This window comes from Streptomyces sp. NPDC059371, assembly GCF_042751995.1.
Classification (GTDB): Bacteria; Actinomycetota; Actinomycetes; order Streptomycetales; family Streptomycetaceae; genus Streptomyces.
Genome location: NZ_JBHYXD010000009.1, coordinates 123,900 through 136,870, shown reverse-complemented (window position 1 = coordinate 136,870; position 12,971 = coordinate 123,900). Strand labels below are relative to the sequence as shown.

Genomic DNA, 12,971 nt, shown 5'->3' with positions numbered 1-12,971 from the left:
ACTCACGACGCGGGGCCCTGCGCACTGCCCGCACCGCTTCGGCGGGCGGCGCGCAGCTCGGCGCGCGCCTGCGGGTCGGCCTTGCGGAAGCCGTGGAAATGGCCGGGGTGGTAGAGGTGCGAGCGGGTGCCGCTCGCGTCGAGGGCGGGGCCGACCAGGAAGAGCGTGTGCTTCCAGAGCTTGTGCTCCTTGACGGTCTCCTCCAGCGTGCCGATCGTGCACTTCACGATCAGCTCCTCCGGCCAGGTCGCCTGGTAGGCGACCACGACCGGTGTCGTCGTCGGATAGCCGCCCTCCAGCAGCTCGCGCACGAGCTGTCCGCTGCGGGCCGCCGACAGGAACAGCGCCATCGTCGTGCCGTGCTTCGCGAACTCCCGTACTTCCTCGCCGGGAGGCATCGGCGTCTTGCCGCCGCCGAGCCGGGTGAGGATCACGGACTGGGCGACCTCGGGGATCGTCAGCTCGCGCTGCGCGATCGCGGCCACCGCGGAGAAGGACGAGACACCCGGCACGATCTCGGTCTCGACACCGAGCTCGGCGCACCGGTCGACCTGCTCCTGCGTGCCGCCCCACAGGGCCGGGTCGCCGGAGTGGATCCGCGCCACCCGCAGGCCCTCGGCACGGGCCCGCTCGTAGACGGCGACGACGTCCTCCAGCGACATCGTCGCCGAGTCGAGGATCTCGGCGTCCTCGCGTGCGTGGCCGAGGACCTCGGCCTGCACCAGGCTGGCCGCCCAGATCACGACATCGGCCTCGGCGATGGCGCGCCCGGCGCGGAAGGTCAGCAGGTCGGCGGCGCCGGGGCCGGCACCGACGAAGGTCACTTTGCCGGTGGGGGCATCGGCCATGGGAATCGGTCCTCTCCTACGAGTCCTACGGGACATCAGGGGTGCTGCGCATCAGGGGTGCCGCGAACGCTTCGGCGGGCGCGGGGCCGTCGCCCGATGTGCGCGCACGGGGGTGCATCGGATAGCAAGGGTGTATGGCGGTCCTCGTCGCGCTCGGCGCGTTCCTGATGACGCTGGTCGGCGGCTGGACCGCGCAGCGGGTGACCGATCGCCGTCATCTGGTGCTCGGCCTGGCCGGTGGCCTGATGCTCGGCGTGGTCGGCCTCGATCTGCTGCCGGAGGCACTGGCCGCGGCGGGCACCGAGGTGTTCGGCGTACCGGCCGCGCTGCTCCTGTTCGTGGGCGGCTTCCTGCTGGCCCATCTGGTCGAACGGCTCCTCGCCCACCGCCAGGCCGCGCACGGCGGTGACGAGCACGCCGGACGCGCGCCCGAGGTGGGCCTCACGGCGGCCGCCGCCATGGTCGGCCACAGCGCGATGGACGGCGTCGCCATCGGCGCCGCCTTCCAGGTCGGCGGAGGGATGGGGCTGGCGGTGTCCCTCGCGGTGATCGCCCATGACTTCGCGGACGGCTTCAACACGTACACGATCACGAGCCTGTACGGGAACGCCCGCCGCAAGGCGCTGCTCATGCTGTACGCGGACGCGGCGGCCCCGATGATCGGCGCCGCCTCGACGCTGTTCTTCACCATCCCCGAGCGGCTGCTCGGCGGCTACCTCGGCCTCTTCGGCGGTGTACTGCTCTACCTCGCCGCCGCCGAGATCCTCCCGGAGGCACATCACGAGCACCCCGCCCGCTCGACCCTGCTGTGCACGGTCGCGGGCGTGGCCTTCATCTGGCTGGTGGTGGGCCTCGCGGGCTGAGCCCGCACGGTCCGCCGGGTGCGGCGGAGGCCCCGCGGGCGCGGGGGCCGCCGAGCGTGCGGGGTGGGTGCGGGTCACAGTTTTCCGCCGCGTGTCCCGTCGCGGCGCGCGGGCGCGATGAGCGTCGAGAGGTACGGCAGCGGCTCGCCGTCGAGCTCGGCCGCGGGGCGGATCGACTCGTCGTCCAGGCCGAGGGCCGACCCCCAGACGGCGTCGTCGATCCGCCCGCTGTCCCGCAGCGCCTTGGCCACCTCGGCGGCCTGCCGCCCGAACTTGTACGCGACCACCGTGCCGGGCCCGTTCAGCGCGTCCTTGAGCACGGCCGCGCCCGCGGTCACCGGGACGAGCGTGAGCGGCTCGGTCCCCTCGGTGAGAACGGCCCCCGACCGCGCGGCGAGGTCCTGCATGGCGGTGATGCCGGGCACGGTCTCCACGACCGTGCCGGGCACGAGCTCCCCGATCGTGTGGGCGAGATAGGTGAAGGTCGAGTACACGTTCGGGTCGCCGATGGTGGCGAAGGCGACCGTGCCGTGCCGGCCGAGGAGGCCCGCGACCCGCTCGCCGGCGGCGTCCCAGGCGGCCTCGCGCCGTCCCCGGTCGCTCCGCTCGTTGAGCGCGAACACCACGCGGACGACCTTCTCGACGGGCACGTAGTGCAGCACGGTCGCCTCGGCCCGGCCCCGCTCGCCGCCGTCCTCCCCGTCCGTCCCGGCCATCACGGGTACGACGACGACGTCCGCGGCGCGCAGGGCGTTGACGCCCTTGACGGTCACCAGCTCCGGGTCGCCGGGGCCGACCCCGACCCCGATCAGCTTGCTGCTCATGACGTCAGGCACCTCTCGACGAACCTACGGGCCACACCGGGCTCGGACGCCCAGTGCGTGTGGAGATAACTCGCGTGCACGCCTCGCTGCACGAAACCTTCGACGCGCCGCTCGGGGGCGCGCACCCCCCAGGCGGGAGCCGCCCCGGCGCCGGGCTCCACGACCGTGCGGTGGAACTCGTGACCGCGCATCCTGGTGCCGGCCGCGGCGAGCACGCTGTCGCTGACGGCCACCGCGTCCCGGTAGCCGAGGGTGAGCCGCTCGTCCATCCGGGCCACGGCGTCGATCACCCCGCACATGGGCCGGCCGTCGAGCTCCCGTGCCAGATACAGCAGCCCGGCGCACTCGGCCGCGACCGGCGCCCCGGCCGACGCCAGCTCGGTCACCGCTTTGCGCAGCGGTTCGTTGGCGGACAGCTCGGCCGCGTACACCTCGGGGAAGCCGCCGCCGATGACCAGACCCCGGGTCCCGTCCGGCAGGTGCTCGTCGCGGAGCGGATCGAAGGGGACGACCTCGGCACCGGCGGCGGTGAGAAGCTCGGCATGCTCGGCATAGGAGAAGGTGAACGCCTCCCCGCCGGCGACCGCCACCACGGGCGCCCGCTGACCGGCCCAGCGAGTCGGGTGGTCGGTGAACGCCTCCTCGACCGCGCCGGCTACCAGTGGCCCCGGCTTCCCGGCCGAGCGACTCGGGCGGCCGGTGACCGCCTCCGCGCCCGCGCCGGCCACCGATGGCGCTCGCTTTCCGGCCGAGCGAGTCGGGTGGTCGTGGGTGGGCAGATCCACGGCCTCGGCCGGGTCCCAGGCCGCACCCGACAAGGCACCGGCACCGCGCGCCAGCGCCGCCAGCGCGTCCAGGTCGCACCCGGCGGAGACCTGCGCGGCCATGGCGGCGACCGCCTCCACGGCCTCCGCCCGCCGCTCGGCGACCGGTACGAGACCGAGGTGCCGCGACGGCGTGTCCACCTGCGGCGCCCGCCGCAGCACCCCCAGCACCGGCACCCCGGACGCGTCCAGCGCCTCCCGGAGCATGGCCTCGTGCCGGTCGGACCCCACCTTGTTGAGGATCACGCCCCCGATCCGCACCCCGGGATCCCAGGAGGCGAAGCCGTGCACCAGCGCGGCCACGGACCGCGACTGCGAGGACGCGTCGACGACCAGCACCACCGGCGCCCGCAGCAGCTTCGCGACCTGCGCCGTGGACGCGAGCTCTCCCTCGCCCGCGGCCCCGTCGTACAGCCCCATCACGCCCTCGACGACCGCGAGATCGCACCCGCGCGCCCCGTGCGCGAACAGCGGGCCGATCAGCTCCGTGCCGCACAGATACGCGTCGAGATTGCGTCCCACGCGTCCCGTGGCGAGCGCGTGATAGCCGGGGTCGATGTAGTCGGGCCCCACCTTGTGCGGGGACACGGCGAGCCCCCGCGCGGCGAAGGCCGCCATCAGCCCCGTGGCGACGGTGGTCTTGCCGCTGCCCGAGGAGGGCGCGGCGACCACCAGCCGGGGAACGGACGTCACCACTCGATGCCCCTCTGGCCCTTCTGGCCGGTGTCCATCGGATGCTTGACCTTCGACATGTCGGTCACGAGATCGGCCAGCTCGACCAGCTTCTCCGGGGCGTTGCGCCCCGTGATCACGACGTGCTGGGTGCCGGGACGGTCCCGCAGCACCGCCACGACCTCGTCGGTGTCGATCCATCCCCAGTGCATCGGGTACGCGAACTCGTCGAGCACGTACAGCTTGTACGTCTCGGCGGCCAGGTCGCGCTTGACCTGCTCCCAGCCCTCACGGGCCTTCTCCTCGTTGTCCATCTGCGCGTCGCGCTGGACCCAGGACCAGCCCTCGCCCATCTTGTGCCAGTCGACGGTCCCGCCCTCGCCGGAGGCCCCGAGCACGCGCAGCGCGTTCTCCTCGCCGACCTTCCACTTCGCCGACTTGACGAACTGGAACACCCCGATGGGCCACCCCTGGTTCCAGGCGCGCAGCGCGAGCCCGAACGCGGCCGTCGACTTGCCCTTGCCGATCCCCGTGTGCACGACGACCAGCGGCCGGTTACGACGCTGACGGGTCGTCAGGCCGTCGTCCGGTACGACACTCGGCTGTCCCTGCGGCACTACGCGGCCCTCCTCGAAGTCCCGTGCGCACCCTGCGCACCCTGTACATCCCGGACGAGGCCGGCGATGGAATCGGCCCGCAGCTCGTCCAACGTCACCGCGGTTCCACCCAGTTCACCCGCGAGCCGGCCCGCGAGAGCGAGCCTGACCGGTCCGCTCTCGCAGTCCACGACCACCGAGGCGATCTGTTCGGCCGCGAACAGCCGTGCCGCGCGCCCGGCCAGCGCCACCGGCTCGGGACCGCCCGTGGCGCGCCCGTCCGTCACCACCACGACGAGTGCCCGGCGTGCCGGGTCCCGCAGGCGTTCCACCCGCAGTACCTCGTGGGCCCTCAGCAGTCCGGCCGCGAGCGGAGTGCGGCCGCCCGTCGGCAGCGACTCCAGCCGGGCCGCGGCGGCCTCCACCGAGGAGGTCGGCGGCAGCGCGAGTTCCGCGGCCGAACCGCGGAAGGTCACCAGGCCCACCTTGTCCCGCCGCTGGTAGGCGTCGAGCAGCAGCGACAGCACCGCTCCCTTGACCGCGCCCATCCGCTGCCGCGCCGCCATCGACCCGGAGGCGTCCACGACGAACAGCACGAGGTTGCCCTCGCGGCCCTCCCGCGTCGCCTGCCGCAGATCGTCCCGCCGTACGACCAGACCACGGCCCGACCGCCCGCGCGCCCGCTGATGCGGGGCCGCCGCCTGTACGGTCGCCGCCAGGTGGAGCTTGGTGAGCGTTCCCCGGGGCCGCCGTGCCCCGGTCGTGCGGCCGTGCTCGGTCCGCGCCCGCGAGCGCCGCCCGGCCGCGCCCTCGCCGAGCCCCGGCACGCTCAGCGCCTTCGTGCGAAAGGGCTCGGCGGCCCGTACGGGCGACTGCTCGCCGCCCTGTCCGGCCGGTGCCTTCCCGTCGTCCGAGGGCTCGCCCTGCGCCGGGACGTCACCGGCGGGGGAGTCGTCGTCCGGACCGTCCTGAGGAGGCTGCCCGCCCCCGCCCGGCCCGTCCGGGTCCGGGTCCGGGTCGTCGTCGGAGGAACCCTCGCCGGAGGGGTCCTCGTCCGAGCCGCCGAACTCCTCCAGCGTCTCGTCGAGCTTGTCCTCGTCGAGGCCGGGCGCGTCGAAGGGGTTGCGGCGCCGCCGGTGCGGCAGCGCGAGCAGCGCCGCCTGCCGCACGTCCTCGGCGATCACCTCGGTCCGTCCCGCCCACGCGGCGAGCGCGGTCGCGGTCCTGGCCATCACGATGTCGGCGCGCATGCCGTCCACCTCGAAGGCGGCACAGGTCGCCGCGATCTGCCGCAGCGGCCCGTCCCCGAGTCGCACGGAGGGCAGCAGTGCGCGGGCCGCCACGATCCGCGCCCGCACGGTGGCCTCCTCGTCGGCCCAGCGCGCGGCGAAGCCGGCCGGGTCGTCGTCGTGGGCGAGCCTGCGCCGCACGACCTCGACCCGCTGATCGGGCTCGCGCGAGGCGGCCACCTCGACGGTCAGCCCGAACCGGTCGAGCAACTGCGGCCGCAGCTCGCCTTCTTCGGGATTCATGGTCCCGACGAGCAGGAACCGCGCGGCGTGCCGTACGGAGACACCCTCGCGTTCCACGTACGAGGCGCCCATCGCGGCCGCGTCCAGCAGCAGGTCGACCAGATGGTCGTGGAGAAGGTTGACCTCGTCGACGTACAGGATCCCGCGGTGGGCGTCGGCCAGCAGCCCCGGCTCGAAGGCCTTCACGCCCTCCGCGAGCGCCCGTTCGATGTCCAGGGCGCCGACCAGCCGGTCCTCGGAGGCGCCGACGGGCAACTCGACCATCCGGGCGGGGCGTTGTGCGCCGGACCCCGACTCGTGCGGCCCGTCCGGGCACGCCGGGTCGGCGGCGGCCGGATCGCAGGAGAAACGGCAGCCGGGCACGACCGCCACCTCCGGCAGCAGCGCCGAAAGGGCGCGCACCGCCGTCGACTTGGCGGTGCCCTTCTCGCCGCGCACGAGCACGCCGCCCACGGCGGGCGACACGGCGTTCAGCAGCAGCGCGAGCCGCAGGTCGTCCTGGCCGACCACCGCCGTGAACGGGAACGGGGTACTCACTGGTCGTCGCCCTCCAAGTCGCCTTCGAGCTCCAGATAGGTGGCGCGCAGCCGCTCCAGCGTGTCCGCGTCCGGCTCGGCCCACAGCCCCCGGTCGGCGGCCTCCAGCAGCCGTTCGGTGATCCCGCGCAGCGCCCAGGGGTTGGACTTCTTCATGAAGTCCCGGTTCTCCGCGTCGAAGACGTACTCCGCGCTGAGCTTCTCGTACATCCAGTCGTCCACGACCCCGGCGGTGGCGTCGTACCCGAAGAGGTAGTCGACGGTCGCCGCCATCTCGAAGGCGCCCTTGTAGCCGTGGCGGCGCATCGCGGCCATCCAGCGCGGGTTGACCACCCGGGCCCGGAAGACCCGGTGCGTCTCCTCGCCCAGCGTGCGGGTCTTGACCTGGTCGGGGACGGCCGAGTCGCCGACGTACGCCTCGGGGGAGGCCCCGGTGAGGTGGCGGACCATCGCGACCATGCCGCCGTGGTACTGGAAGTAGTCGTCGGCGTCGACGAGGTCGTGCTCGCGGGTGTCGACGTTCTTCGCCGCCACCGCGATCCGCCGGAACGCCGTCTCCATGTCCCCGCGCGCGGCCCGTCCGTCGAGCCCGCGTCCGTAGGCGTAGCCGCCCCAGACGGCGTACACCTCGGCGAGGTCGGCGTCGGAGCGCCAGTTGCGGGCGTCGATCAGGGGCAGCAGCCCGGCGCCGTACGCGCCCGGCTTGGAGCCGAAGATACGGGCGGTCGCACGCCGCCGGTCGCCGTGCTCGGCGGTGTCCTCGTCGGCGTGCCTGCGCACGAAGTTCCGGTCGGCGGGCTCGTCCAGCTCGGCGACCGCCCGTACGGCGTCGTCCAGGAGCCCGACCACGTGCGGGAAGGCGTCCCGGAAGAACCCGGAGATACGGACCGTGACGTCGATGCGGGGGCGGCCGAGCTCGTCGAGCGGGACGATCTCGAAGCCGGTGACCCGCCGCGAGGCGTCGTCCCACACCGGGCGGCAGCCGAGCAGCGCGAGGATCTCCGCGATGTCGTCGCCCTGGGTGCGCATGGCCGACGTGCCCCACACCGTCAGCCCGACCGATGTCGGGTAGTCGCCGGTGTCCTGGAGGTAGCGCTGCACGAGCGAGTCCGCGAGGGACTGGCCGACCTCCCAACTCAGCCGGGACGGAATCGCCTTGGGGTCGACCGAGTAGAAGTTGCGGCCGGTCGGCAGGACGTTGACGAGCCCGCGGGTCGGTGACCCCGACGGGCCCGCCGGGATGTAACCGCCGTCCAGGGCCTTGAGGATGTGTCCGATCTCGTCCGTCGTCCGGGCGAGCCGCGGCACCACCTCGCGGCAGGCGAACTCAAGCACCGCGACGGCGTCGGGGAGTTCGGTGCCGAGGACGTCCCGCACGAGCGCGGGCACGGCGGCCGGGTCCCAGCCCCGCTCCTCCATGCCGAGCGCCGCCCGGCGGCAGAGCTGCTCCAGCAGGTCGATCGCGTCGGCCGCCGTACGGGCCGGGCCCTCGACGAGGTCCGTCAGCTCGACGGCCGCCTTCACCGGAGCGCCCGGCTCGGCCAGCAACTCCTTCTCCACCAGGCCGAAATGCTCCGCGAGCGCGGCGCGCAGACCGGGCAGCGCGTTCGCCGCGCCGCCCCACACCTGCGAGGCGCGCAGCACGGCCAGCACGAGGTTCACCCGCGGTTCGGCCTCCGGGCCGCCGCCCAGGATGTGCAGACCGTCGCGGATCTGCACGTCCTTGATCTCGCACAGATAGCCGTCGATGTGCATCACGAACGCGTCGAAGTCGCCGTCGTCGGGCTGGTCGTCGACATGCAGGTCGTGGTGGAGCTCGGCCGCCTTGACCAGCGTCCAGATCTGCGCGCGGACCGCCGGGGCCTTCGTCGGGTCCAGGTCGGAGACCAGCGCGTACTCGTCGAGGAGCTGCTCCAGCTTCGCGAGGTCGCCGTAGGTGTCGGCGCGGGCCATCGGCGGCACGAGGTGGTCGACCACGGTGGCGTGCCCGCGGCGCTTGGCCTGCGTGCCCTCACCGGGGTCGTTGACGATGAACGGGTAGACGAGGGGGAGTTCGCCGAGGACGGCGTCGGGCGCGCAGCCCCCGCTGAGCCCGAGTCCCTTGCCCGGCAGCCACTCCATCGTGCCGTGCTTGCCCATGTGCACGACCGCGTCCGCGCCGAAACTGTTCTCCAGCCAGCGGTAGGCGGCCAGGTAGTGGTGCGAGGGCGGCATGTCGGGGTCGTGGTAGATCGCGATCGGGTTCTCGCCGAAGCCGCGCGGAGGCTGGATCATCACGACGACGTTCCCGAACTCCAGGCAGGCGAGGACGATGTCGTCGCCGTCGACGTAGAGGGAGCCCGGCGGCTCGCCCCAGGCCTCCAGCATGCCCTCGCGCAGCGCGGGGTCGAGGGTCTCGAACCAGGCTTGGTAGTCGGCGAGCGGCACCCGCGCGGGGGCGGCGGCGAGCTGGTCCTCGGTCAGCCACTCGACGTCGTGGCCGCCGGCCGCGATGAGCCGGTGGATCAACTCGTCGCCGTTGTCGGGGTATTCGGTCAGGGCGTAGCCCGCGTCCCGGAGCGCGTCGAGGACCCGTACGGCGGAGGCGGGGGTGTCGAGGCCGACCGCGTTGCCGACCCGCGAGTGCTTGGTCGGGTAGGCGGTGAAGACGATCCCGAGCTTTTTCTCCGCGTTCGGCTTGTGCTTCAACAGGGCGTGCCGCAGGGCGATTCCGGCGACACGCGCGGCCCGCTCGGGGTCGGCGACGTACACCGGGACGTCGTCCGGGCCCTGCTCCTTGAAGGAGAACGGCACGGTGATCAGACGGCCGTCGAACTCCGGGATGGCGACCTGCATCGCCGCGTCCATGGGGGACAGGGCCGCGTCCGAAGCGTCCCAGGCGGCCTTCGACGAGGTCAGGCAGAGACCCTGGAGCACGGGGATGTCGAGGTCGGCGAGCGCCCCGATGTCCCAGGCCTCCTCGTCGCCGCCCGCGGACGCCTGCGAGGCGTGGGTGCCGCCCGCCGCGAGGACGGTGGCCACCAGCGCGTCGGCCCGGCCGAGGATCTCGTACAGGCCCGGGTCGGCTCCGCGCAGCGAACCGCAGTACACGGCAAGGGCGTTGGCGCCGCGTGCCTCGATCGCCTCGCACAGCGTGTCCACGAACGCGGTGTTCCCGGACAGTTCGTGCGCCCGGTAGAACAGCACGCCGACGGTCGGCCTGCCCTCGACGAAGGCGTGCTCGCCGTGGACGCCGAACTCCGCCGACTTCCGCGGCTCCTCGAAGCCCTCACCCGTGAGCAGCACGGTGTCCGAGAGGAACCGGGCCAGCTCGGCCAGGTTGGCCGGACCGCCCTCGACGAGATAGCGCAGCGCCTCCGCGACGACGCCCGCGGGCACCGACGACTCGGCCATCAGCTCGGCGTCCGGGACGGACTCGCCGCCCAGCAGCACGGTCGGGATCCCGGACGCCTTCAGGAAGGCCAGCCCGTCCTCCCAGGCCCGCTTGCCGCCGAGCAGCCGTACGACGGCGAGGTCCGCGCCCTCGACGAGCGAGGGGAGTTCGCCCGTGACGTCCACCCGGTTCGGGTTGCCGATCCGGTAGGCGGCGCCACTGGCGCGGGCCGCCAGCAGATCCGTGTCGGCGGTCGACAACAACAACACTGTGCTCATGCGGGTGCTCCCGGTGGAATGAAGGGCAGTCCTTGCGGTGCGCCGGACTCGATGAGCCGCCAGAGCGCGTCCGTGTCCGCGTGTTCCTCGATCAGGTCGCCGAGCCGGTCGAGCTGCTCCTCGCGCAGCGCCGCGAACGACGTGTCGGGGGCCGGCACGAAGCGGCGGCCCGCGGCGGCGGCCACCTCGCGCAGGAAGGCCCGCCGGAAACCGTCCGACTCCAGGGAGCCGTGCCAGTGCGTGCCCCAGACGGAGCCGGCCCGGCAGCCGTCCAGGCTGTGTCCGTGGCCGTCGGAGATGAACGCTTCGCCGCCGGTCACCTCGGCGACGCCATGATGGATCTCGTACCCCTCGACATGCTCGCCGAGGGCCTCGCCGACCGGCCGCGCCAGCGTCTTCTCCCGCGCGAACCGCACGCGTACGGGGAGGAGTCCGAGCCCCTCGACCCGGCCGGCGCGGGACTCGACCTCGTCCTCGATGCGCTCGCCGAGAAGCTGGAAGCCGCCGCAGATCCCCAGCACGGGGCGTCCTTCGGCGGACCGGCGCGCGATCGCGTCGGCGAGGCCGCGCTCGCGCAGCCACTGAAGGGCCTTCACCGTGCCCCGGGTCCCGGGAACGATGACCAGATCGGCGTCGGCCAGTTCCTCGGCTCGGTCCACGAACCGCACGACGACGCCCGGTTCGGCGGCCAGCGCGTCCACGTCGGTGAAGTTGGACATCAGCGGGACCGCGCAGACGGCGACCCGCAGGATGTCCTCGCCGACGGGGGAGGAGACCGCCGACTCGCGGACGGCCCCGCGCAGCGAGACCCGCAGTCCGTCCTCCTCGTCGATGCCGAGTCCGTGCTGGAACGGCAGCACGCCGTACGAGCGCCGCCCGGTGAGGCCGTGCAGCATGTCGAGCCCCGGCTCCAGCAGACTCACGTCACCGCGGAACTTGTTGACGAGGAAACCGGCGACGAGCGCCTGGTCCTCGGGGGACAGCAGGGCGACCGTCCCGAAGAACGAGGCGAACACCCCGCCCCGGTCGATGTCGCCGACGACGAGCACGGGGAGCCCCGCGTTCCGCGCCACCCCCATGTTCACGATGTCGGTGCGCCGCAGATTGATCTCGGCCGGGCTGCCGGCCCCTTCACAGATCACCGCGTCATACGTGCCCCGCAACTGCGCCAGACAGTCGAGGACGGTGGCGAGGAGTGCTTCCTGGCGCCCCCCGCGCAGCCGGTCCCCGGTCGGCACGGCACCTGACGAGGGGTCCGCCACGGACCCGGCCGTCCCGAAGAACCCGCGGGCGCTCATCTCGCCCACCGGCTTTCCCATCAGGACGACCTGACTGCTGCGGTCGCTGCCCGGCTTGAGCAGCACGGGATTCATCAGCGCGGTCGGCTCCACGCGGGCGGCCTGCGCCTGCATGGCCTGCGCCCGCCCGATCTCGGCGCCCTCGCGCGTCACGAACGAGTTCAGGGACATGTTCTGCGCCTTGAAGGGCGCGACCTTGACGCCCTGGCGCGCCAGCCACCGGCAGATCCCGGCGGTCACGACGCTCTTGCCCGCGTCGGAGGTGGTCCCGGCGATCAGCAGCCCGCCGCTCATGCGGTGCGTCCCTTCCTGGTGGACGGAACCCGTCCGGCTCCGGTGAGCAGAATCCGGCCGGCGGCGCTCACGCCGAGCGCGAGCCAGCCGACGCGCCGGGAGAGCCGTACGGCCCGTTCGATGTCGTGGACGTGGACGGCGCGCCCCGCGCCGTTGAGCACGGGCCGGTGCTCGACCCGTCCGCCGTACGAGAGGGTGCCGCCGAGCCGCACGCCGAGCGCGCCCGCGAACGAGGCCTCCACGGGTCCTGCGTTGGGGCTCGGATGCTTGCGGGCGTCCGAGCGCCAGGCCCGCAGGGCACCGCGCGGATCGGGTCCGGCCACGGCCGCGAGGACGGCGGTCAGCCGGGCTCCCGGCCATCCGGCCAGGTCGTCGAGCCGGGCGGAGGCCCAGCCGTAGCGCCGGTAGCGGGGGGACTGGTGTCCGACCATGGCGTCGAGCGTGTTCACGGCGCGGAAGGCGACGAGTCCGGGCACACCGCCGACCGCGCCCCAGACCAGAGCGCCCACGACGGCGTCGGAGGTGTTCTCGGCGACGGACTCGACGACCGCGCGCGCGACACCGTCGGCGTCCAGCGCCTGCGGATCGCGTCCGCACAGGTGCGGCAGCCGCTCCCGGGCCGCGCCGAGGTCACCGGCCGCGAGCGGGCCGCCGATCGCCCGCGCCTCGCGGCCGAGGGAGGTGCCTCCGACGACGGCCCAGGTGGCGGCGGCGGTCAGGGCGATCGAGGCGGTACGGGAGCGGCGTACGGTACGGCTCGCGAGCGCGGCCAGTCCGGTGGCGCCGCCGACGCAGACGGCCGTGTGCAGCGCGCCCCACCCGCGGTGGTCCCGCCACAGTGTCCGTTCGACGGTCGCGGCGGCCCGCCCGAAAGCGGCGACCGGATGCCCTCGGCGGGGATCGCCGAGCAGCAGGTCGCCGAGAAGGCCGGCGGCGGCGCCGTACGCGAAGACGCGATCGGCACGCACGGGGTCAGCCGGCCGTGGGGTGGAGCGGAACCCTCGTACTCAGTGAAACGGGCAACGGGCAGCCG

9 protein-coding genes are annotated in these 12,971 nt (G+C 73.7%); 1 reads left to right on the top strand and 8 read right to left on the bottom strand.

From position 1 onward, the window contains the following. Positions 1-2: 2 nt before the first annotated feature. Positions 3-848 carry a precorrin-4 C(11)-methyltransferase gene (gene cobM / locus ACFXGX_RS08325; RefSeq protein WP_384786515.1) on the bottom strand — a complete coding sequence of 282 codons (846 nt, stop codon included), beginning with the start codon at positions 846-848 and terminating at the stop codon, positions 3-5. A gap of 134 nt (positions 849-982) precedes the next feature. Between cobM and ACFXGX_RS08320 the strand changes: the two genes are divergently transcribed. After that, positions 983-1,711, top strand: coding sequence for a ZIP family metal transporter (locus ACFXGX_RS08320; RefSeq protein WP_384786512.1), 729 nt, complete (start codon positions 983-985; stop codon positions 1,709-1,711). Positions 1,712-1,785: 74 nt separating this feature from the next. On the opposite strand, the gene cobI is transcribed toward ACFXGX_RS08320, so the two are convergent. From cobI to ACFXGX_RS08285, 7 genes are read right to left on the bottom strand one after another with little or no spacing between them, the layout of a single operon-like run. Next, positions 1,786-2,535, bottom strand: coding sequence for a precorrin-2 C(20)-methyltransferase (gene cobI / locus ACFXGX_RS08315; protein ID WP_384786509.1), 750 nt, complete (start codon positions 2,533-2,535; stop codon positions 1,786-1,788). After that, positions 2,532-4,055 (bottom strand): cobyrinate a,c-diamide synthase, encoded by a 1,524-nt coding sequence (locus ACFXGX_RS08310; protein WP_384786505.1) that lies wholly within the window; start codon positions 4,053-4,055, stop codon positions 2,532-2,534. The genes cobI and ACFXGX_RS08310 overlap by 4 nt, the downstream gene beginning before the upstream one ends. Beyond that, positions 4,049-4,648 carry a cob(I)yrinic acid a,c-diamide adenosyltransferase gene (gene cobO / locus ACFXGX_RS08305; protein ID WP_384786502.1) on the bottom strand — a complete coding sequence of 200 codons (600 nt, stop codon included), beginning with the start codon at positions 4,646-4,648 and terminating at the stop codon, positions 4,049-4,051. The genes ACFXGX_RS08310 and cobO overlap by 7 nt, the downstream gene beginning before the upstream one ends. After that, a complete protein-coding gene (locus ACFXGX_RS08300) occupies positions 4,648-6,696 on the bottom strand; it encodes a putative cobaltochelatase (protein WP_384786499.1) in 2,049 nt (682 codons plus the stop codon). The genes cobO and ACFXGX_RS08300 overlap by 1 nt, the downstream gene beginning before the upstream one ends. After that, entirely contained in the window at positions 6,693-10,346 is a 3,654-nt protein-coding gene (cobN, locus tag ACFXGX_RS08295) for a cobaltochelatase subunit CobN (RefSeq protein WP_384786496.1), read from the bottom strand. The genes ACFXGX_RS08300 and cobN overlap by 4 nt, the downstream gene beginning before the upstream one ends. Next, on the bottom strand, positions 10,343-11,938 hold the full coding sequence (locus tag ACFXGX_RS08290) for a cobyric acid synthase (RefSeq protein ID WP_384786493.1): 1,596 nt from the start codon (positions 11,936-11,938) through the stop codon (positions 10,343-10,345). Before ACFXGX_RS08290 ends, cobN begins: the two co-directional genes overlap by 4 nt. Then, positions 11,935-12,906 carry a cobalamin biosynthesis protein gene (locus ACFXGX_RS08285; protein WP_384786489.1) on the bottom strand — a complete coding sequence of 324 codons (972 nt, stop codon included), beginning with the start codon at positions 12,904-12,906 and terminating at the stop codon, positions 11,935-11,937. The genes ACFXGX_RS08290 and ACFXGX_RS08285 overlap by 4 nt, the downstream gene beginning before the upstream one ends. Positions 12,907-12,971: the final 65 nt, after the last annotated feature.

Excerpts from the sequence above, each read along its gene's own strand:
- ACFXGX_RS08290 (WP_384786493.1), bottom strand. The coding sequence starts at position 11,938 with ATGAGCGGCGGGCTGCTGATCGCCGGGACCACCTCCGACGCGGGCAAG.
- cobI (WP_384786509.1), bottom strand. The coding sequence starts at position 2,535 with ATGAGCAGCAAGCTGATCGGGGTCGGGGTCGGCCCCGGCGACCCGGAG.
- cobM (WP_384786515.1), bottom strand. The coding sequence starts at position 848 with ATGGCCGATGCCCCCACCGGCAAAGTGACCTTCGTCGGTGCCGGCCCC.
- cobN (WP_384786496.1), bottom strand. The coding sequence starts at position 10,346 with ATGAGCACAGTGTTGTTGTTGTCGACCGCCGACACGGATCTGCTGGCG.
- ACFXGX_RS08320 (WP_384786512.1), top strand. The coding sequence starts at position 983 with ATGGCGGTCCTCGTCGCGCTCGGCGCGTTCCTGATGACGCTGGTCGGC.